The organism is Bacteroides clarus (genome assembly GCF_015555825.1).
Classification (GTDB): domain Bacteria; phylum Bacteroidota; class Bacteroidia; order Bacteroidales; family Bacteroidaceae; genus Bacteroides; species Bacteroides clarus.
In genome coordinates, this window is record NZ_JADNLF010000009.1 from 25,654 (window position 1) to 47,945 (window position 22,292).

The following is a 22,292-nucleotide window of genomic DNA, read 5'->3' on the forward strand; positions in this document are numbered from 1 at the left end:
TGTTTTTAATAAAGTTCGGATAAAGTAGCATTGAAAATAGACCAAAAAGTGCCACGCCCTTTGTTAACTCCTATAATATCACCCATTGTTCCATTCGCTGAAAATGTAACTTCTCTTTTTTGATTAATAACAATACCATCTTGTATTACCACATTGTCGTTTTCAGCTTTTATTGTTATGTCAATTGAGACGCGGGTTTCAAGTGGAATAGCCCATTTTACATAGACAACTTCACCATAATTCAACTCGGGGGCAATAAAAGTTCCACCATGCCCAATGAAAGCGCCATTAGTTAATCTTCCATCTTCTATCTCTTTTAAACGTATAGCAGACGCAAAAATAGTACCTGAAAAATTTCCATTTTCAGCAATTATGCCTTCAGCAACCATATTTTTAGCTATCATGGTGCCATCCGTATTAATAAATACGTTACCATTAGCAGAGACGGAACCTTCCAATCTGATATGTTCTGACTTTAGCAATATTTCATCCGCCGACACATTAAACAAGGATGAAGCTTTTACTCCATTTTCAAACTCCGCCGCCGCCCAAATCTCGACACCATCCGCAGTGGTTAACCATCCTGCGCTCTTGCTTTCAAGATTGGACGTTCTTTCCGCTACCGCTTCAATCTTTTCATTGGTTTGGCTTAGCTGGGTTCCAAACCTTGTTATCATGTCCTCGTAGGCATTATCGGTCAACGCCAACGAATGTATGTATATGTCCCCTGTAAACTTCAACTCAAAATCACCCGTTCCGTCCCATGTGCCGGAATACTCCTTTATTGTATATTCTTCACCTGGTTCGATCTGTTCGGTGAAATGCAGGTTCTGACCGGGAAAGCCTATCGTAAGAGTTCCTGCTGTAATCACCTTGTATTTAAAGGAGATAAAGAACTTTCTCGGTTCTTCTCCTTCCTCATAAGTCGGCTTATTGGCTAAATCAGCATTAGATTGTTTTATGCCGGAAGAAAGTATGCGAAGCACGTTTCTATCCCCATCTCTGATAATGGCAGCCATAGCATCCTTACGGGAGTAGAACTTTCCATTCACCAATAAGAATTTTCCGTTTACAGTGAAAAAGTGAATGTCATTCTTCGCTTCCCAACCGTTCGTATTGGATGCGAATGCTGAATTGTACAGGTAGTTGTCCTCTGCCTGTATCTCGTCAAGCACTTTGGAGGTTTCCGAATAAATAAGGTTTTCCAATATCTGAAACTGGGTAAGGATATTAACACCCGTTTTCAGGATAAAATCACCAGTAACTTTATTGCCGTTGGGACTGAAAGCTGTCACTTCTTTACCAGCCAAAGAATAAGAATCAATCCCTGCATACTGACGGAAGCTCGGAGTATCATTCCCGTATGCTGCCAATACGATGGCGTTCTGCCTGGTCTTATCCGTCCGGTTACCTAACTGTACAATGTCATCGCCTGCTTGTGGTGCGGCAGACCCCGTGTCACAGTCGCTCTTCGAAAGGTCTATGTAATTGTCACCTATACTTGTCACCAGCCGCCAATAGTAGGTATTAGAAACGTTCTCATGTACGCCTGGCTTGATGTTGAATGTCTGGCTGCGGGCTTGGTCTCCTACTACAAATTCCTGAACAATGGTCTTTTCCCCATCTGTGTTCTCGAAGTAACAGCGGTAAAAGGTATCGTATTCCTCTACCTTAGAACATGACATGGATGCGGGAGAAAGTATTATCTGACCGCCAACCTGGCGTAATCGCTGTATCAGTAACTCAATAAACGTGGCGCTCTTGCGTGCCAGCATATGGTCTACTTCCAAATAGCTGTCGCCCGTCTTGCTGTCTACTTTGATGACAAAACCCTCACCGAGCGCACCGGAAGAAAAGTTCATTGATTGGATGTAGTCAGAAAATAATCCGCCTAAGAACTTTATTAAAAATCCTGCTTCGTCCGGCCTGTCCTTTCTTATAAAGAACTTTGATAGAGCCTCTATATCAAGAGCCTTAAAGTAGACAATCCGGTCGGCAGAAGTTCTGATAAACAATGCAGGGTCGGCATCTGCAACACAGATATATATTTCCCCAAGATTTAACCCTTGCAGATGCTCTTCGTCACTCGGAGATAAAGCAGGGGGTATCGCCTGATGGTTTTCATCAAGTGCGTCACCAAACCACAATATTTTACTAACCCGCTTTTTCATACTTCAACTTTATCAACATTAGTAAATGCAGCTTTCTCCGCACTGAATTGTAACATTTCCCCATCTTTGGCATGGTCTATCAGAAATGCAGGGAAAGAGGCGGAAGAACCCGCTTCAGGAGAGCCGCCGATACCCGCAATGTCGTTATTCTGTAATTCAAGAGCCATGCTTATTTGGAACAATTGGCTATCTTCAATAACTTGCGTCATTTCAGGCACAGAACTTTCCGAACGGACATATCTTGTTCCATCAATTTCCACCAAAGAAAGGCATAGGATACGGTTTATGTGTTTTGCGAACCAATAAGGAACACCGCTCGAATTTCCTATCGTAAGATTATACACATCATAGGGCACTGCATATAATTCTTCTATTTCCTGCATTTGATTACGGTATTGCTCGTTATCTATCTGAGGCGAATATCCGTTCGGCTTAAAACCAGCTTCTACACGAAAATTAAATATCTGCTGAATATCATCAATCCAGAATATATTATCAAAAGAGGAATTGTTGCTTTTATGAGAATAACGAATAAGTACTGTTTCCTCTAATAGAGTGTCAGAGGAACATACGATAAAAGGTTCTGAGGTACTTCCATTGATTGTTACTGTATATACGGCATCTTCCAATTCCCGGAGAATGGCGTAATACATCACTACGTTATCATTGTGATTATATGTAGAAAGTGGTATTGATGTGGAATTGCCAGTTGCAAGGTCGTTTAGGCTCGCTGATACTTCCTCTGAAGCATTAGCAAATACCTGTATATGGATTTTGTCAGAAGAGTGAAACTTCTGAATATAGTCCATATCAAGCCCAAACTTATCTTTTATAGGTGAGAAAAAAAGAGGGCAAACATCACCAACTTTTACCATGTCTTTTCGTCCTTTTTACAGTGACGTGTAACTTCACACGTCTTGCGCAAATATACACACTATTTAGACTAATTCCAAATAATTATTTTAAAAATAATCAATTCACATCCTTTACTATCAAAATATATTTTACCGCTTCCGGTCTGCCGTAGTTATAGCTTGCACTTTTTACATAACCTTTATAAATATGCCCGTTCTTCTCTACCCGAATATAGCCGGATAAGTCGGAAAGAGTTTCCAAATCGCCAGTTTCAACGGACAATTCACCCACCGAGAATAATCTGCTGCCTAATATAAAATCGTCTTTCACGCTCTCCCCATTGAACGAGACATCGCTATTCCCGTCAGATGAAGCGAAATTGAGTGTCTGGGCAAATGCAGCTAAAAAACCTTTATTGGCATCAATCATATAGAAAGGCGCATACATAACGTTAAACATAGTGGAAGGCGATATAACCCCTGAAACATTCCACCGAATAAGCTTGTACTTTGAATCGCTAAGTAAAGCTCCTGCAAAGAACACGTCGTTATCACTGTCGCTATCGGTAGTCTTTTCTCCCTGTTTTGCAGCAAGGAACTCAATTCCGTATGCATCTGCACGGTAAGGGCTTATCATCTCAAAAACATTATCAGTCAGTGTAACTCCCGTAGTGTATTCATTTGTAAAATGAAACTCATCACGCCCATTTACGCTGTCATAATCCTGCTTGTCATATCCGACTTTTACCCTTGAATAAACCATTGATGAATCTACATTATATGAAAAGTCTGTAACAGCATCCCCTAAATCTTTAACTTCCCTGTCTTGAAATAGGGTATCACGAGGCACAAATGTAACCTTGTTCTCACCGATTACAGGCACAAACCCGAAAACGGCACTCATCCAATTTGCAAATTTCGTGTATGAGGTATATACCTTTGCTTTTTCCAACCCTCTTATACTTTCTGCCGGAACAATCAATGCGTTGTTTATACCGATATATAAATTGGGATTATCGGGCACAGCTATTTCTCCTATGACACCCTCCTTATCGTTGTTTATAGACCGAAGCAATCTGTTTAATAAAGTAACAGGCTTAATTACATCCACATCTATCGGCTTATCCCTTGCAATAAATTCTATCGTCATTGGAATAGTCATGTTGGATAAGGTCACGGTTACATTCCCGCCGGTAGTCGTTTTTACCGCATGGAAAAATAAGGATAATTTTTCTCCCGGTTCCAATGTAACCGTCTTGTCTATATCAACAGTATGTACGGTCGGGTTTCTATCAGGAAGAGAGAGATTGTATACATTTGTGTGATTTCCGCTTTTATCTATTTTATGTAATACCAATTCTGATACGAACAATCGATGCGCTATATCAAATTTACACTTAACGGAAACAGTCAGCGGCCTTGCGGATATATTATCAAAGAAATAAGGAAATTTATTTTTTACACTGAGTTCATTCTCTTTTTCTGTTATCTTCTCATATTCCACATCATAAACTTCTATTATGTTTTTTGTAGCTATTTCTGAAGTTTTTATATAAAGCGGAACCATATAAAAATCTTTCCCGTTACTTGCCGTAAACTCATAGACAATATCACTACTGTCGCTTTGGCTGGGTATAAGCCATTCTATATGGCTTGTCATTTCCAACCTATCATAGTAAAGAGGGGTACTATCTTTCAATTCACTAACCGGATATTCATACTGCGTACCTTTCTTGGACTTAATCAAGCTTGCGAGGCTGTTATCAACGGCATTTATTTCGCACGTCGTATTGCTATATGTGAATGTAGAGAAGTCAAGCGCACATCTGAACTTTTCGTTGAGAAGCCATGAGTTATTACGTATATAGAACACTATTGTGGCGGAAGAATTTAAATACTGCTCCAGATATTCTTTCAGCAACAATGAAAAAGCCCCGTTAGTAAACTCAAATTTTGTGGAAAAACTGCGGACTACCCCGTCATAGTCTCCTCTTTTGAACGACATTTCCACATCAGCCCAATTTACAAGTTCATTCGTAGCATCATACGCCATTCCGTTTACCAATAACTCACATCTGTAATACATACTTATTTCTTTTTTGAAGTTGAACGTATCATAGCATCTATATCATCACACATACGCCTAACCATATAGGCATATTCTTTAGCGGAAAACGTACTCTCGTCAATGTGCATTTTTACATAAGACATCAACGAAACACGTTCTTTGGTAAAGTATTCCCTATCCATTTTTGTTTTCCCCATATCGGAAGATGTTTCAGCTAATTTTACAAGGCGATATTTATCAGAGGCGGAAACGCTGCTTATCCGGTTTCTTATCTTGTCGTGTTCGTCCTCTTTGAACTTATAGCCTAAAGTAGACATAACATCTACAACATCACTCCAATCACCTGATAAAATCAGCCCTTCGCATACAGCAAGGCAGTTTAATCGAATTTGAATTTTAAGAATTTCGTTTCTCCGGCTTATCAAGGAAATTGTAGATTTTCCGCCAACTATTGACAGATATTCGTTACACAGTTTCTCGGCGGCTAAAATCTTCTCTTCAGTACTATATTTACCACCTTGCACCACTTTATCAATGTCTCCCAAGAATATGTCTATAAAACGGGAAAGGCATATTTTATCCAAGTCATTATATATCATATCTTATACTCTATTTGAAATCCAATTATAATCCGCACGTTGATTGGCTTTTTTCATCATTCTTCCGATACTTTGCAATTGTTTGGTATTGCTTTCCATCTTCTTTTCAAGTCGGCTGTAATCGTTGCTTACATTGACTACAACCCCTTCTTCTCTCATATTCTTTAGTCTTTGCTCCAATAGTCCGTAATCAGACGCAAGCCCTCTGCGGTCATAGATATATGACAAATCAGGAATTACTTGCGCATGTATCGGAAGGTCTACCAAAGTCGGCTTATCAGGAGTGATAAAAAGCCCGTTATCAGTAACAATCCCCTCTTTCTTGCCACCGTCGCCGACAATAGCCAAACCGCCCGGATGGTCTTTTGTTCCTTTAGCGTATTTGGGGATAGGCTGGGCGGCTATAATGGCAACTTGTGCGGCTCCCATAGCACCAACTAAAGCAGCAAGGACTAAATTAGGCAAAGCCTTTGTTATAGCTAAGGCTGTAGCTATTCCCGCCTGAACAATAGAATTGGCTTTATCCCATCTTGCTTGTTTTTCTTGTAATGCGGCCTTTTTCTTTTCAAGTTCCTCATTTTTAGCAGCTGTCTTATCCTCGGCTGCACGTTTGCGAAGCTCTGCTTCTTCCTTGGAGATAGCCCCGTTCTCTTCAAGAGCTTCTATGCGCTCTATCTCTTTATCATACGCTTCATCATTGGCGTCCTGTTCTTTTTCAATATTTTCAATTCTCGCATCGTATATATCTGTCATTAACGAAGTTATTCCGTCAACAATTTTCCCTACACTTTTTAAAAGAGCTTCAAAACTTAATTTCCCGTTTTCTGCAACATCCGCAATTATATCGGAAAGCCCTTCAAAAATCCCAGCTGTTTCACCAAGAGAATCTCTTGCGGCGCTATTCATTTCTGATAAACCTTCCTTGAATTTATCAGCCCACTCCTCTCGCTTCTTATTTGCATCATCGTAGCTTATTCCGTCTATTTGCGCTTGCAGATTGGCTAACCTATCTTCTAAATCCTGATATTTTTCATCAGCAGGGTCAAGTAATGACATCTCTGATTCAACTTCTTTTATAAGAGCCTGCAAGCGTGCCTTAGAATACTTAACTCCAATATCATATAATTTCTTTTCGTAATCCTCTTTACTTATTTCGCCTTCCGCATACTGCTTCTTTACAATATTAGCTTCTTCTAATGAAGACGTCTCTTGCCTGTCTACAATCCTATCTGTACTTGCCTCAATCAACCCAATCCTTTCTTGAAGAGTTCTCACTATAAGGGAATTTTCCCGTTGCATATACTTCATGCGTATTGCCACAACATCCTCTCCATTTCTCTCTGTGTCTTTTATTTCCGCATCACGCATCATATTATTTAGCTGGATTTGAATATTGAGGCGTTTATTCAATTCTTCATTAGAACTTTCACCAATGGAAGCTAATCGATTTTCAAGATTTGTCTTTTCTATTTCAAGGAGTTCCTTATCGTACTTGTTATTTACTTCCGCAATAGCCTTGTTTTTAAGTATTTCAAGGTTTTTCCGAAGTTCTGTCTCTTTTTCGGAATTGCCTTTTATCTCTTTTATTTTGTCTTCATACTCCTTGTTGATTTCGGCTATCTCCCTTTCTCTACCGTCAGCAATCAATTCTATCCGGGATTTGGATAAGTCCTCTGTTATCCTCTTGATATATTCAGCGTATTCTTCCGCTTTCTTTTTTTCATCGTTATAAGCTTTATTATTTTTACCTGGGTCATTAACCAATGCTTTTACATCTACTAATCTTTCCAAATCATTCATTTGGTTCTTATACTGAATACTTTGCTCTTCTAAAGCTTTCAAAGTTGCTTCTTCCGCTTCAAGTTTCTTTTTTGCCTCTATACCTGCTTCTGTTCTTGATAATCCTGTTTCTACAAATTTCTGATACTCTGCACGTGCTTTTTCTACTGTATAAACTTGATTAAGCCGTTTAAACTCGGTTTCCTCATAATTTGTAGCAACCTTTGTGACTTCATTCATTACCCGTTTAGCTTTGGCAGTAGCGATAATCTGTGCTGTTAATAATTTATATGCCTCATTGGCATTTCCTATCATTATTTGCTCTTGCGTGTAATCATCAAACAGTTTAGGATAAGTGTCTTTTAATTCATTTACGGCCGAGATACGTTCATTTGCGACTTTTGTATTATCGGTAGCGGCTTTATACAACAAGTCTAATTTAATACGCTCTTCCATTGTATCGTGAATAGCTCCCCTCTGAGCTATTCTTAATTTATCATGGGCGGATGTTATTTCTTCAAGCGCCTTTTTGCCCTTGAACAAACTTGCGACCCAGCCAATAACCTCATTCCCGTATGCAGACAGAAGTGTGATGCCTATTACCAACGCAGACTGCCAAGAAAACAAGCTCCCCAATAGCTGTTTCCAAACCGGAACAGCGTCTTTACCCTGCGCTTTCAAGGACTTAAACTCTTCACTTGCTCTTTTAAGCTCATCCGCAAACATGGGTAAGTTATTGGAAATAGCAAGGAAAAACTGATTGAAACTCATTGTTAAAGATGGTAGCTCTCGTAATAATTGCTGCGTCTGTACGTTCAATCCGTTCCACAAAGATGCATAATTCCCCACGTTCCTCTGATAATTGCCAAATTTGGCATCAATATCCTTTAACTTATCGTTTAAAGCGTTGGCCTGAATTATTAAATTCTTTCCGATACTACTTTCCCGGTCAGCTTCACTTAAGGCCTTGTATCGCTTCTGCAATTCGAGCATGGCGGCATTCATTTCATAATAGCTTCCGGAAGCTGAAATAATTGCTGTGGAATGGTTTTTAATCAAAGCCGAATATTGCTGATTTTGCGCCATCAGTTCAGTATGCCTCTGTTTTAACAATGCAGACTGCCTCGTGTATTCAGACAAGGTTATATTCCCGTCTTTATAAGACTTTTCAAGAGCCTTAATGTCTGCAAGAATTTGCTTCATAGCCTCTTTGTTGGCTATTGTATCAGCCGTTAATTTGGTAACTTCGCCGTCATACGCCTGCACTGTATCAATGATTGAAGCATAGTTCATGTTCGCTGCTTGCAACTGGGCAGACGCTTGGCTTATTGTATCGCTTGCCGTTTGGGTGCTTTTAGCTGCGTTATCCTGTGAGGACGCCACTTGATTGGACATAGAGGACAGCCCGGAAAGCATGTCACTTGCATTCTTGATATTTTTGGCGAACTGTTCGAACAAAAGATTTAACTTTTGCAAAGATGACATTGAATTTAGTTGCTGGGATACTTGACGTAGCACGGTAAGTTGTTTTGCCTGAATAGATGCCATATTTTCTTGCGTCTTATTCAATTTCTCCAACAGCGAGGTATAATTACGTGCTTTTTGGGAAAGTTCATCAAATGTTTTGGGATTAGTTTTTACTCCTTGCGCCAACTCCTTAGCAAGCGCCACATAAGCCCCTTTTGTACTATCAAATTCAAGACGGAGTTCCTTTAATTGTTGTACGGCTTTTTTGTCTACTAAATCGGTAATTACAAATTCGTTTGCCATAAGTCCTAATATTGGGTGTCATGCAACATCACATGATAATGCAAAGATATAAAATTATTTAGAATTTGTCTAAATTACATTCCTATATTTGCAACCTCTTGCAAGTACAAAAATAAGTACCTATATTTGTACTAAACAATAGAAACAAGTAAATTATGAGAACAGTTAACTATTCAGAGCTAAGGAATAACCTTAAGCACTATCTTGATGGTGTGATAAATGACAGTGAGCCGTTGCTGGTACATCGTTCAGGTAGCGAAAGCGTGGTTGTAATATCGCTGGACGAATACAACTCCATTAAGGAGACCGAGTATATAATGAAATCCCCCGCAATGATGGATGTTATACGCAAGGGGAAAGAAGAAATTGAGAAGGGAAAAGGGGAGCCTGTAAAAATTGAAGAATTATGGAAATAGTCTTTCTTGAACAGGCCGAAAAAGACCGGAAATATTGGAAAAAGTCGGGAAATAAGGCTATTATGAATAGAATAACAGCCTTGCTTGAAGATATTATAGCTCATCCATATACAGGAATAGGCAAGCCTGAGCCTTTAAAATATGAACTGGCAGGATGCTGGTCTCGAAGAATAAATTCCGAGCATCGCATCATCTATTCAGTCAATGATGAGATAATCACAGTCTACGTACTCTCTATGAGGTATCACTACGGTAAAAAATAAAGCCCCAATCTTTCAATGGGGCTTTGTTCATTTTTCCACGAACTCCTTTAATCTGTACAGCCTATCAATTGCCGGATTATAAAATACATCCGGATAGTGTTGCTTGATGTCGTTGATATTTGCTCGAATATACAGAGATGTATCGTATATATGTTCGGATTCCGATAATATTACTTCCTTTGGCAATTGTGCGGTTTCTGCCCAATTCATGATTTCCTTAACACTATCTTCGTCATACGCGTATTTACTTTCTTGTGCCATACTAAGATTATTTTAGGGCAAAGATAGCCAATTATTTAATAAGAAGGTAACATATAAGTGTATTTTGATGATTTGTTCCATTTTTCATATACTAAAATTATCCACCTCGAGATTTTTTTGCCATTAGTCTTAAAATACAGTCATTTTTTAATATTAGAACCATACAAACTCTATAAACTTACCCTTAAACTCTTCCCCTCTCGGACAGAAACTGAATATTCCGTTGTTCTCGTATAAGACATATACCTTCCCATCCAATATAGCGGCCTTTCTTGCGAGGGAACGCATATTGGCTATGTCCGACATTCTTTTCTTATTTTCGCACGCACAGCCCATTATAAACCGAATTTTCTGAAATACTCTGCAATACCTTGCTTTATATACTTTTCTATAAAAACCTTTCTTGCATAAGAACCTACCTTGTAAATTGCCTGACCGTATTTCTTTTCTATATCATTGCTAAAACTTATTCCTACACTTTCAATCCTTAATCCCTTATCTGTTGGTACAGCTGTAATAGAATTGTGAAAATCTCCTGTTATCACAAGATTTGGGGTTCCCTTAGAACTTACCGGAGCATTTATTAATGAAGAATACATAAGCGGGGCTACCCTTTGCTTGAAAGCTGCATAGCCTTTGGCATTCTTGTACCAATGTCCTGCTTCTTTGGTGTTGAAATACGGGTCATTGAGGTAAGTGGGGCGTAATGGCTTATCATTGCCATTAATACCAGACCATAATTGCTCTACGATGTATTGCGAAACTTCCTCTTTATTTTTTACCATAACATCTCGTATCATCGGCTCGAACCCTGTAACAAAACGCCTGATATTTTCTTCTGCTTCAATAATATTCGCCATAACAGATATAATTTAGGGGCGAATAAACGCCCCTAATTGAATGCACAACGCAGTTACAATATATAATCATCCTTCTTTTGCTTGGGTGCATTAGAGGATGTTATATCGTCATAGATGGACGAAAGGGTCTTCTCCCTTTCTTCGGGCGGGCGGTCAAGAAAAAATACGTTCTTATGGGCATCTATGAAGTCCCTCTTCTTCATTTTCTTTACCCTGTCTTCATTGAACGTTACACCTTCTACTATCATACCCAAGCCTCGATACCTGTAATTCCGGATTCTTGCAATACAGAGGGAGATGCAAGAGTAATAGAACCTTCTCCAACAGTAGTAATAACTCCGTCAGCATAAGAAGCACTTGTTGCTCCAATCAATACTTTTTCTGCATTTTTTGCCAGCAACTCACCGTAGTACTCCGTAATGTCCAGCTTCCCGAAGTGCTCAATCAATTTATACTTATTTGATTCCGTTGATACCAAATCGACATAAACCAATCCTTTCAATGCATCAACAACATCAAAATCATAGGCTCTCACATCCGCATTTTTGACATATTTCTCGTAATCCTTGAACATGGTTGCAATAGTTAGATTGGCTTCTGTGCCGGAGGAATCCCAATCTTGCCCACCAGGATAAACGCCTGACAAGGGAATACCTGCCAAATCTTCGGTGCCGTCATTCATTCCGTAAACAACATTGTTTTCGTCAACAAAATAAGCATCAAATGCCACATTCTTTGCAGCCATTATATTTGCTTTCAAACTGGCATCGTAATCCTGTAAAGTCCATACATCATTTTTTGCAGAATAGCCTGTGACTTTTGTAGGGCCGTATCCTGTAGCAGAAGTTTGCGCTTCTCCACCGGAAGGAGCATATTCCACAATTGTTTTAATAGGGAATATTCTTCCGGGACGGTCTGCATGACAAGCCTTCTCAAAGGCTTCTGCTGTTTTCTCTGTAGGTATCTTATGACCGTGAATAGTCAATATGATAGCTTTTATTTTACCGGGGTCAAGCACGCATACGGAGCTACCTGTATTAAAAGTTGCAACACCCGGACATTTTCTATAATCTGTTGCCATAACATTTTACTTCTTTAATGGTTAAATTTACATTCTTCATTTCAATAGCATCAATAAAATCGCTGAAAGGTTTGCCGTCTTCACCTATAACACCAACCCTGCCATATCGGTAATTTTCAATATAGGAGTGTGGAACCACATTATCGTAATGACAAACAATATTTATATCTTTCTTGATTTCGTCCAAGAAAAGGCGATATATAGGTCGCAAGACCTGTTCAAAGGAAGTCTTTTGCCGGTCTTCGTTTGAATATTCTTTCAAAGTGTTCACCATGATAATAAACTCCAATCCAACCTCTGTTTGGGCAGAACTTCTATCTTCCGTAAATGGAGAGTAAAGACATATTATAGGAAACTTCAATTTGCTTGTCTTAGGGCTTTTGCCCCATAAAGTTAGTTGATTGCTTATGTAAGCCCAGTCTCCGAATAAAAACGACACATTGCTTCCGTATCTTTTTGATACCTTTTTTACAATGTCCGCAAATATATCATTTACTGATTTCATATCCCCATACAATTTATTTTACGCAGCATACATGGGTTGAAACATATACCAGCATATTCCTTGCCTTGTAAAAGTTGATAAACACGTTTGTTCATATTTACCATATCATTCCATGCCCTAATTTGCAAAACTTGCGGAGAAACAGTATCTCCATCAGCAGAGGTTACCGTTCCTACATTTGTAACGCTGTAATTTCCGTCCGCTATATACTTGAAAAATATATAGCAAGCAATAGGGCTGTATTTTTCTGATAAAAGAGCAAACAGTCTATCCCATTTATTATCAACGCTATCGTCTTTTGAATTAAGATAATCGGTAAACACCTTGCACATATCCTCACCAAGTATAAGAATTAGATATTCCTGTTCATATACAGAAATATATGATTCTATTTTATCCAACTCCGCATCTCTTGTTATAGAGGGAGCGCCAGTGTCAGGATTTATCCCGACACTCAGCAACCCAGTGAAAGATTTGTAGTCAATTATCATACCGTATCTTTTCTTGCAGATTTACGTTTGGTAAACAGCTCCTCGCAACCCAACATTTTGGCGTCGTTAATCAGTTCGTTTGTCGCTTCAATTTTACCTTCCGCATAAAATTTGCTTGCAAGCGCCATACCGACTGACACTTCATCACCGGACTTATATTTCACACCATCTCTGATAAATGTTACTTTATAGCGTTTCGTCAAATTAATTCTATATTCTTTTGCCATTTTTTATCCTCCTACTCCTTGAGTGATACCTTCTATTACAGTAGCAAATGTGTCCTTTACAAACGCTGTTTTATACTGCGATTTGATATAACACATTAATCTCTTCTCTGCGATTACAGTAACAATGTTTTTGCGGAAATCGTCATTTTCCCATCCCATAGTAATAGACAATGCCCACAAGTCGCGAATATTCAAATATGAGAAATCTCCCATGATAAAATCACCTTGTTCTATCGCCGTAGTCGTTTCGACACGTAATCCTTGAATAAGCTCATCTCCATAACGGAACGGGCGCAGATACTGCCCATTAGCATCCTTAGCTAACTGCATAGCCGCATAATCCAATGGGTTCATCAATACAAGGTTGGGACGATATGCCATTTCGCTGGTAGATACAATTTGCGAATAAGCTGCCACAAGAGCATCAAACATGTTCGGTCTTTCAACGTAGAAAGTGGAAAGAGAAAATGCCGGCATATCTGAAGCAACTCCTTTTATTTCCCCACTGGAACCATTGCCTGACAAAATACCCTGTTCTTCTTTTATACCAAGTTTGTTTATCATTTCCGTTTCAACTTCATTGACGAAACTTGGGAAGTCGGACAAGGTTTCTTCTGTAAACTTGGCGGCAATTGCAACTTTGGCGGCCGTCACCGTTTTTTCTGTCAATGTCGCATCCATAAGGGGCTTTAATCCACCCTCAGGAACCCATGCAGCATCCCCATCCTTGCTTGTGTATTCCGCATAAACCAAAGCCCGATTGTTGGTGCTCGATACATTTGCATATTTCCGAATGACAGTCTGCGCTCTCGGATTGACTGATAAATTTGGGTCAACCTCAATCCCGTAATGCGGAGCAAGAGACCCGGAAGTAATAGTCGCGGCATCTTTCTTTTCCAACACAAGATTTAATCCCAACTTATTGCCGGGAGCCGCCTGGCAAGCCGATTTCAAATCGAGGGACATAATACCTTTCTTGTCTGCGGTAATATACTCCTTGAGCTGTTCGTGTAGCTGCTCATAAACGGATTTAATCTTTACCTCTCCGTTTTTACCCACTTCAGTAGAAGCCTTTACACGTAAAATGGCATTCTCCAGTTCATTAACCTTCTCCTCAAAAGTCTTTTTGTCAATGCCGGCAAAATCCTTTTCCTTGATGTCGTTTATGGAATCAGCGGCATCCTTTATGGATTTGCGCAAATCTTCCAGTTTAACTTCATCCGAAAGATAGCCTTTCACTTGTTTTTCAAAAGCTTCTCCCATTTTTTCGTCCAAAGATTCAAAAAACTTTTTGTTTTCTTCAGACAGACCGGATGTGTCCATAAGTTCTAAAAATCCTAATTTCATACCGATTTTAGTTTTAATAAATTACATAATGATTTTTCTTCCGTTTTGCCATTACTGCCGGCTTCCTTCTCTTTGGGTGGAACTGGTATAACACTGTCCGGCCTAAAAGATGCAAGTGACATTGCTTTGGCTATAATTTTTTGCAAACGCAGTTGCTTAGACATGCTCATATTTTTGCATAACGAGGAAATTTCACTGCTTAAATCCTTATAAGAATTTTCATAGTCTTCAATTGACTTTAACCCCAGATACTCGGTTTCCCCATTGCAACCAATTGACACTACTGATATTTCATATAGCTTAACCTCTCTAACAATCAAAGCCTCTTTTTCATAATCCCATTCACATTTTTCCCATACATACTCATAGCCAATAGAGAATTGATTAAGCGTGCCTGATTCAAGTTGCTTTATGGCTCTATCTCCAAGTTCAATCTCATCAATGCGCGCCTCAAAATAAAGCCCTCTATCATCTTCCTTTAATTCAGTAATAAATCCCAAAGGCTCTGACAGATCGTGCATCCAAAGAAGTATAATTTTGTCGTTTGCTTGGCTTTGTGGGCCTCTTTCATTAATGCTTTTTGAGAAGCAACCCTTCAATAAAATATCGTGAGCCTTGTCCTTATTTCCGAATATCGCAGCATACCCGCTGATAGTCCGGCTTTCGGGGCTATATTGGACATCTTTTGAGTTAATGGAGAATAATTTATATTGCATCCCCATTTTATCTTTGTATTTATTCATCTTTTTTTCCATTCTCTTTGCTGTTATTGATGTTGTTCTCAGAAGATACGCTGTTTGCTGTATTGTTGTCAAAATCTCCCTTGGGATTATCCGGGTCAATGTCTATATATCTTGCGATTTCTACACGGGCTTCATCATGCGTTATCAAAGACTTGTCCAATAACCTTTGCATGGCATCGGCCACTTTAACCAATGTATTTGCTTCTGCCTCTTTGTTAGTTTGAAGACATTCAACGTCTGCAAAATCAATCTTAATAAAAACACCCTCTGGGCATATAGCTTTTGAAAGACATTCTGCTATCTTTCGGCTATCTGGAATAATCACATCTTGATAAGCCTTTTTTCCGGCGCTTTCAAGATTATCATATTTGGCATCCGTGAACAGGTTGGCATTTATTCCCATTGCATTGGCAATCTTATCCGTACATCTTTTATCTTCTTCATGAAGCTTTAATTTATCGGCATCAAAATCAAGGGGAAGCCATCCTAATTTATAACGTGTCACCAAAATGGGGTATTCCTTGTTCACCAATCCGTAATTGCGTTTAAAACTGTCTTTTATCTCCTTTTCATCTTCTGAAGAAAGAGCAACATTACCCATTTGGTCTGTGTAGTCGTTATAGAGTACGCCTTTAGGGCCGCCGTTTACAAGTAATGTATAGCTTGCCGACATGGAAGCTATCCAGTTGGATATAGGCTGAGACAAACTGTCTGAAACAGACTCGAATTTAACATCTGCACTCCTGCCGCTCTCAACAAGGATATTGCTGTCATATACTATTATGTATTCATAATCTTCCAATTCCATCCGCCGTCCGTTGCAGTCAATATATGTACTCGATACAATATCCTTCAATTCATACTGACGAAACACCTTACCCGTTCCCTCTATATGGAATATTTCAGGGGGAACTATCCACATCGCTTTGGGAACGCTTTTTTCTGTAGCCCTCACAAGAACAATAGGACAATATCCGAAAACTTTAAGGCATATCTCAGCCTGCTTTACAAACGAAGAAAATGTTTGCAACGGATTGGGATTGTGGAGAATATTTCGTATATCAGCATAAGTTCTTTTTTCATTCCCGTCTTTATCAACAACGTAAGGAACACCACGGGACATCATGGAACCGATTTTATCAACTACAGTAAAAAAAGGAGTGCAAGAAATAAGCGCCTCAGCTTTATCTGAATTATTAGTCATGTCATAATATACTTTCCATCTGGAACGAGCACCAAATAAATCAGATAAAAACCAGTAGTTTCCTGCTGCATCCTTTTCTACCCGATTTACACTGTCATACATCGGAATAGATTTTCTATTTTTCGGCTTCCAAATTTTAGTAAATATGCCCATATACAAAGCAGGAGTGACAGCAAATGAATGCGGCCACTCCCATATATTTAGTGTTTTAGTCCATTTATACGGTTGCGTGCAACTTCACACGCTTGTAGTGACCCTACGGGTGCAAATATACATATTATTTAGACTAATTCCAAATAGCAAACAATCTTTTTTCGATTACTTTTTTAATTTTCTTTTTATCCTATCCGCTATACAGCACAATACATACATTGCTTCATATACGTCCTTGCCATCGTAATCCATTAGATTACGCATAAACAATGACATCTTATTGTCTCTCTTAAATTTAAATCCTCGGACTAATCCTCGAAAAGCTTCAATATAAGCTATTTTCCCTGCATTCTCCTGCCTTGCCCAGACATCTCCTATTTCTGCTCTATAATCGCGTACATAATGAAGCATCGCCTGCGAAACCTCAATATTCACATCTGCACCTGATACAAATGTCTTAACCGCTTCGATAGGAAGCGGCTCTCCTATGTATGCGTCGTCCACATATACCGCCCCATCCACTATGTACGCTTTAGCATGGACGAATCTTCCATTAAGCAGTGGATGTATTTCTACAATCGGAATACCGGAGAGAACTGCCGCACTGTCATCATAACTGTCATATTCAAATTCCCCACGCTTTTCAACAGTTCCGGTAAGAGCATCCGCACCGTCATCATGTGCATTTTTCCCGAACTTCCTGAAAGACTTTATCTCCGCATGAAATTCCGGGAAAAGAGTTTCCCAGCCTTCAGGCATATATGTGAGGTTCATCACTTCGGCAGAGCGGGTGAAAATTCTCACCTCTTTATTTCCGGATTGGTGGAACCATTTTATTTCTGTTTCATCATTTCCAATGATACGTGATTGCTTCTCCACATTTCGGGCAAAGCCACGCCCGCCGTTATTGCTTTCGATATTAGCTACGGTTATTCCGTCCTTGGCAAGCATGGTTGCGACTTTCGGCTCCGTAACTTCCATAGGAGCATCCGTATATAGAACATTTAAAATGAAGTTGCCGATTTCTGTATCTATGTAATCTATGGAACATAGCTTGTCTATGCCTGTATCAGCAGTATCGGTGTAGTTCTTCCGGATAGCCCGGTTGGTGTATGGTATTTCCTTATAAGTTTTGAATACGCCATACATAAGTCCCACCATCGGGGTGGGATTTTGCATGTATTGCGTCTCAAAGGTAAAAGGGTTTATTTTATTAAGGTGGTGCAATTCATTCAGCGTATGCTTGAAATCCCATAGAGGCACTTCCTTCCCATTCGCTTCATTCTCTATGGCAGGCAGTGAGAGGACAGTCCATTCGCCGGGTTCTGTCTTCATAAGATAACCGCACAAGTCGTTTTCATGCAGCCGTTGCATGATGATAATAATAGGTGTGTTCCTGCTGTTTACACGGTTACGTATGGTCGTTTCAAACCGCTGGTTGATTTTCTCCCTCTTTACGTCAGATAGAGCGTCTTCCGGTTTGATTGGGTCGTCTATCACAATAGCACCAGCAAATCTTGCCTCTTTTGATATGCTGTCTATTTCCGCCCCTATTTCCTTATCATCTATATCGTCTACCTCTCCGGCACCAAACCCTGTTATCTGCCCGCCTGTTGATACGGCATATACACCACCGCCAGCAGTGGTATTCCATTTCTTTTTACTATCCGTACCTCGCTTTATCTGAACATACGGAAATAGCCGCTGATACTCTTCCGATTTAACGATGTCCCTTATCTCTTCTGAATTATCATGGGCTAAATCGTCAGAGTATGAAAGGTGGATGAACTTGGAAGAAGGGTTGAGCGCCAGCCCGTAAGATATGAAGTTTTTTACAGCCAGTTCCGTCTTCCCATAACGTGGTGCAATATTGATTATCAGCTTTCGGATTTTTCCGGAAATGACATCATCCAGCGCATTGCATATACGTTTGTGATGCCTACTCACCACAAACCTGCGTCCCGTTTTGCTTTTGAAAAACAATTTTGTATAGTTAAGGACACCAGACATGCAGAATGCTTGTAGATACCGTACACCATCCATCATAACTTTTCTATCAGTTTCTTTGCTTCCTCAACGCTTATGGGTTTGCTGGTATTCATCTCTATTTCGGTAGGCTCATCAAATCCGAGCATCTTACATATACGCTCGATAGCCTTTATCTTATCATAAAGTTCTATCTTTACATATTCAACGTCTACGATTTCCGGTTCGTCACTTGTTCCGATATTCTTTTTCAATATCTTGGTAGATATACTTTTTATTGCCGATTTCTCTTTGTCAGAGAGTTCATCAAATTCTTTACGCTCTATCCATGTGTTGTGCATGCTGGCAATGGATGAGAAAGCTATACCGGACAATTCTTGCAGAATGCGTTCTTTAGTTATATCCGATTTGTTTTTTTGTTCCTCCTGCAACTCTTTGACCCTTTGGGCTACCTTTGGGTTGGACAACAACTTACAAGATTCTTCCCACACATGTTTATCTTTCATCTTCTCGCACGAATAGGCACGACGATAGGCATCGGAAGTATTACCGCTTTCGATGTAGTAGTTGCAAAAATTCTCTTGTTTGATTGTAAGTTTTTCCATGTCTTTTCGTCAGTATGGGAAGCATGCCACTTGACATGCTTTTGCAAAGATAATAAAAATATATTGCAATCATAGCGCATATTTAACGTTCTTAATCATGGCTTATTGGTTATACACTCAACCTAAACTCCCGGCAACACCAGTCACGTGGGTATAGAGTGTCCTTAAGCGATTTGGCAGTCCATTTTTCACTTAGACATATTAAGCCAAACGGCCAACGGACTATTCTCTTGAATGGTTTCAAACTCCCGTATAACGACCGAGCCTTTCAAGGGGCGAATGACATCAACCTGCATCCGCTTCGAGGTTTTAGGTGGGGTGACACCCATACAAGCATCCTCTAAGTGCTTCCTTGTATCGTATTTCCTGCGGTTTCCCGCCCCGTTTTCACAGCCCTCTACAAGGTTTCTTCATCGGCCAGAGGTGCACACACAGCGTCATGACCGACTGAATGGCCTTATATAAATAAAGCCTGTAACCGAGGTGGGAAACGTTACAGGCGATATATTAAGAATAGCCCTGTTGGGCTGATACTTCAATGTTGATATGTCGATTGTAGCAAGGTTCCCACTCTCGTTACACAGGTAAATGTAGAAATGTTTTTTTGCACAATCAGAGAAAAGGAACAATCTTTAATATTTACTTTTCATTCGTGGGCGAAAAAGGATTAAAAGGGTCTAAAAGGGCTTAAAAAGTGGATAACAAATATAATCTTTCACTTACATTGTTTATAATCAATTTGTTATAAATGTGAAGCATATTCATGTATTAACATTTTATTGCATGTATAATGATATATTTATAAATGAAAAGCATTTAAGAAGTCAATAACCTTTCTGTTCGCTTCGTCCACCTTCCGCATATCAAAGCGGATATAGATGTCGGTCGTTGTACTGTTCGCCCAGCTATGCCCGAGTGCGTGGGCGATTACCTCTTTAGGAACATCGAGTTCTGCCGCTACCGTAGCCCATGTGTGTCTTGCCCAGTACGAGGACAAATCAGGGAATAGAGGATTTCTACTCTTTTTTCCGCCTAATCCTTTCCTCTCTGTCTCTCCAATCTGCTTTAATCCTATTCCCATACGATGTAGGAAATCCTTGTAATTTCCGTATTCGTCCATTATATTAAGAAGATAATCCTTCCCTTTGTATTTCTCGATTATAGCCTGCGCTTCTGGCTCCACTTTTATGCTGTATAATTTCCCCGTCTTAGCCCTCTTATATTCAAAACGACCATTTACTAATGCGGAATGTTTTGCGTTAAACAAATCGGATGCATTTACCCCTATGAGATAGAACATGAGCATGAACATATCCCTATATCTAATCTGGTATTCCTCACATGGATAATCTCTCAATAACCTAAGTTGTTCTGCTGTAAGACTACGTTTCCGGGTTTCCTCTTTCTTTATTGAAAATCTTCTGAATGGATACAATGTTGTGTACTCCTCATCAATGGCGTAGTTAAATACAGTACGTATGTTCCGTAAATGAATAGCGTAGGCATTAACCTTCATGGTTTTTGCCATCCATGCTTCAAAGTGTTCCAGCCATGACTTATCCATGCTTTCAAATGTACAATGGCTATCGTATTCTTCAATCTTGTTTCTTGTGGTTGTGTATATGGTTTTAGTACCCTGGTTGGTTTTCTTGGACATAAATTCATCAAGGTAATAGAGAAACGTTTTGTGGCTTTCAATCTTATTGCATATAGCATCTTCTATCATCTTCTTTAACGATGTGTCCGTTGTTGACTTTAGCTTCCCTTGTTGTTCCAACGTCAATATTACTGTTTCCGCCTTGTTTATTATTCCACGGGCAACTACGTTTCTTGGTTTATAGTTTTGTGCCTTTGTAGAATATTCGTTACCAGCCCATTCTTTCTCTGAAGCACTTAGTTCCGTGGCTATCATTATTTGTTTGTTGTGGAATACATTCAACTTTATTGGATAAGTGCCATCTTTTTTTTGCCTTCTTTTATCAAGGTAGAATTTAACCGTTGCCATACAATTATATCAGTTATGAGTTGTACTTATGCAAATCCGAAATTTGCATAGAATTTGCATACAAAGGTAGGATTAAAAGGGTCTAAAAGGGTTTAAAAGGGGTATGTTATTCAGCATATATAAAAAAATCAGGTAGTTAATTTACACATAACTACCTGATTTTCAAAGGAGCGGAAAACGGGATTCGAACCCGCGACCCTCAGCTTGGGAAGCTGATGCTCTACCAACTGAGCTACTTCCGCAGAGTTTACTTTCCTTTGTACTGAAAACGTTGGCAAAGGTAATGAAATCTTTTAAAAAAGAAAAAATGAAATCGCTAAAAAAATGCTCTGTTCTTGTCACTGCCACATAAATCATGTACATTTGCTTCCCGTAAACTTCAAGCAAATCAATGAAACGAATCATACTTATCACCGGCGGAGCCCGTTCGGGCAAAAGTACTTATGCGGAAAAACTGGCGCTCAGCCTCGCTCCCAACCCTGTTTACCTCGCCACGGCACGTATATGGGACGAAGAGTTTCGCAAACGAGTGATACATCATCAGGAAAGACGAGGAACTGAATGGACGAATATAGAAGAAGAAAAGGAGCTGAGCCGACATTCTTTATCCGGACGTATCGTTCTGATAGATTGCATAACGCTGTGGTGCACCAACTTCTTCTTCGACCTGAACGCAGATACAGACCAAGCTCTCGCGGCCGCCAAAGAAGAGTTCAATCGTTTTACCACACAGGATGCCACATTTATTTTCGTCACGAACGAGATAGGCATGGGGGGTACATCCGAGAACGAAATACAACGGAAGTTTACGGATATGCAGGGCTGGATGAACCAGTACATAGCCTCGCGGGCGGATGAGGTAATCCTAATGGTATCCGGCATCCCGGTCAAAATCAAGAATTGA

The 22,292-nt window shown here is 39.6% G+C and carries 21 protein-coding genes and 1 tRNA gene; 3 read left to right on the top strand and 19 right to left on the bottom strand.

All coding sequences use genetic code 11. The features are described 5' to 3' along the window. Nucleotides 1-5 precede the first annotated feature (5 nt). The 5 genes from I2F54_RS10915 to I2F54_RS10935 all read right to left on the bottom strand — a co-directional run bounded on the left by I2F54_RS10915 (nt 6) and on the right by I2F54_RS10935 (nt 9,241). Nucleotides 6-2,171 (bottom strand): hypothetical protein, encoded by a 2,166-nt coding sequence (locus I2F54_RS10915; protein ID WP_195501206.1) that lies wholly within the window; start codon nt 2,169-2,171, stop codon nt 6-8. Beyond that, on the bottom strand, nt 2,168-3,046 hold the full coding sequence (locus I2F54_RS10920; RefSeq protein ID WP_195501207.1) for a hypothetical protein: 879 nt from the start codon (nt 3,044-3,046) through the stop codon (nt 2,168-2,170). The genes I2F54_RS10915 and I2F54_RS10920 overlap by 4 nt, the downstream gene beginning before the upstream one ends. A gap of 97 nt (nt 3,047-3,143) precedes the next feature. Further along, entirely contained in the window at nt 3,144-5,111 is a 1,968-nt protein-coding gene (locus I2F54_RS10925) for a hypothetical protein (protein WP_195501208.1), read from the bottom strand. A 2-nt stretch (nt 5,112-5,113) separates the two neighbouring features. After that, a complete protein-coding gene (locus tag I2F54_RS10930; RefSeq protein WP_195501209.1) occupies nt 5,114-5,692 on the bottom strand; it encodes a hypothetical protein in 579 nt (192 codons plus the stop codon). Between the two features lie 3 nt (nt 5,693-5,695). Continuing rightward, on the bottom strand, nt 5,696-9,241 hold the full coding sequence (locus tag I2F54_RS10935) for a hypothetical protein (protein ID WP_195501210.1): 3,546 nt from the start codon (nt 9,239-9,241) through the stop codon (nt 5,696-5,698). Nucleotides 9,242-9,396: 155 nt separating this feature from the next. On the opposite strand from I2F54_RS10935, the gene I2F54_RS10940 reads away from it, so the two are divergent. Beyond that, on the top strand, nt 9,397-9,657 hold the full coding sequence (locus I2F54_RS10940; protein WP_195501211.1) for a type II toxin-antitoxin system Phd/YefM family antitoxin: 261 nt from the start codon (nt 9,397-9,399) through the stop codon (nt 9,655-9,657). Beyond that, entirely contained in the window at nt 9,648-9,920 is a 273-nt protein-coding gene (locus I2F54_RS10945) for a Txe/YoeB family addiction module toxin (RefSeq protein WP_195501212.1), read from the top strand. Before I2F54_RS10940 ends, I2F54_RS10945 begins: the two co-directional genes overlap by 10 nt. 27 nt (nt 9,921-9,947) lie before the next feature. Here the strand turns inward: I2F54_RS10945 and I2F54_RS10950 are convergent, their stop codons facing one another. The 14 genes from I2F54_RS10950 to I2F54_RS11015 form a co-directional block, all read right to left on the bottom strand. Beyond that, a complete protein-coding gene (locus I2F54_RS10950; RefSeq protein ID WP_195501213.1) occupies nt 9,948-10,181 on the bottom strand; it encodes a DUF6965 family protein in 234 nt (77 codons plus the stop codon). Nucleotides 10,182-10,516: 335 nt separating this feature from the next. Next, nucleotides 10,517-11,041, bottom strand: coding sequence for an ABC transporter (locus I2F54_RS10955; protein ID WP_143270043.1), 525 nt, complete (start codon nt 11,039-11,041; stop codon nt 10,517-10,519). A gap of 53 nt (nt 11,042-11,094) precedes the next feature. Then, complete coding sequence (locus tag I2F54_RS10960) at nt 11,095-11,289, bottom strand: hypothetical protein (RefSeq protein ID WP_087426461.1); 195 nt, start codon at nt 11,287-11,289, stop codon at nt 11,095-11,097. After that, nucleotides 11,286-12,122 (bottom strand): hypothetical protein, encoded by an 837-nt coding sequence (locus I2F54_RS10965; protein ID WP_195501214.1) that lies wholly within the window; start codon nt 12,120-12,122, stop codon nt 11,286-11,288. Before I2F54_RS10965 ends, I2F54_RS10960 begins: the two co-directional genes overlap by 4 nt. After that, nucleotides 12,106-12,627, bottom strand: coding sequence for a hypothetical protein (locus tag I2F54_RS10970; RefSeq protein ID WP_087426463.1), 522 nt, complete (start codon nt 12,625-12,627; stop codon nt 12,106-12,108). Before I2F54_RS10970 ends, I2F54_RS10965 begins: the two co-directional genes overlap by 17 nt. Then, nucleotides 12,624-13,118, bottom strand: a complete 495-nt coding sequence (locus I2F54_RS10975) for a hypothetical protein (RefSeq protein ID WP_195501215.1) — start codon at nt 13,116-13,118, stop codon at nt 12,624-12,626. The genes I2F54_RS10970 and I2F54_RS10975 overlap by 4 nt, the downstream gene beginning before the upstream one ends. Continuing rightward, nucleotides 13,115-13,345 carry a hypothetical protein gene (locus I2F54_RS10980; RefSeq protein WP_195501216.1) on the bottom strand — a complete coding sequence of 77 codons (231 nt, stop codon included), beginning with the start codon at nt 13,343-13,345 and terminating at the stop codon, nt 13,115-13,117. The genes I2F54_RS10975 and I2F54_RS10980 overlap by 4 nt, the downstream gene beginning before the upstream one ends. A 3-nt stretch (nt 13,346-13,348) precedes the next feature. Continuing rightward, nucleotides 13,349-14,692 carry a phage major capsid protein gene (locus I2F54_RS10985; RefSeq protein ID WP_148359736.1) on the bottom strand — a complete coding sequence of 448 codons (1,344 nt, stop codon included), beginning with the start codon at nt 14,690-14,692 and terminating at the stop codon, nt 13,349-13,351. Further along, the gene (locus tag I2F54_RS10990) at nt 14,689-15,447 is read right to left on the bottom strand and encodes an HK97 family phage prohead protease (protein ID WP_195501217.1); all 759 of its coding nucleotides are present in this window, start codon (nt 15,445-15,447) and stop codon (nt 14,689-14,691) included. Before I2F54_RS10990 ends, I2F54_RS10985 begins: the two co-directional genes overlap by 4 nt. Next, on the bottom strand, nt 15,428-16,792 hold the full coding sequence (locus I2F54_RS10995) for a phage portal protein (RefSeq protein ID WP_195501218.1): 1,365 nt from the start codon (nt 16,790-16,792) through the stop codon (nt 15,428-15,430). Before I2F54_RS10995 ends, I2F54_RS10990 begins: the two co-directional genes overlap by 20 nt. 165 nt (nt 16,793-16,957) lie before the next feature. After that, nucleotides 16,958-18,742, bottom strand: a complete 1,785-nt coding sequence (gene terL / locus I2F54_RS11000) for a phage terminase large subunit (protein ID WP_338083443.1) — start codon at nt 18,740-18,742, stop codon at nt 16,958-16,960. Nucleotides 18,743-18,834: 92 nt separating this feature from the next. Further along, nucleotides 18,835-19,383, bottom strand: a complete 549-nt coding sequence (locus I2F54_RS11005; protein ID WP_195501220.1) for a terminase small subunit — start codon at nt 19,381-19,383, stop codon at nt 18,835-18,837. A 799-nt stretch (nt 19,384-20,182) separates the two neighbouring features. Beyond that, entirely contained in the window at nt 20,183-21,388 is a 1,206-nt protein-coding gene (locus tag I2F54_RS11010) for a site-specific integrase (RefSeq protein ID WP_195501221.1), read from the bottom strand. 169 nt (nt 21,389-21,557) lie between these two features. Beyond that, nucleotides 21,558-21,630, bottom strand: a tRNA-Gly gene (locus I2F54_RS11015). Between the two features lie 149 nt (nt 21,631-21,779). Between I2F54_RS11015 and cobU the strand changes: the two genes are divergently transcribed. Next, complete coding sequence (cobU, locus tag I2F54_RS11020; protein WP_195501222.1) at nt 21,780-22,292, top strand: bifunctional adenosylcobinamide kinase/adenosylcobinamide-phosphate guanylyltransferase; 513 nt, start codon at nt 21,780-21,782, stop codon at nt 22,290-22,292.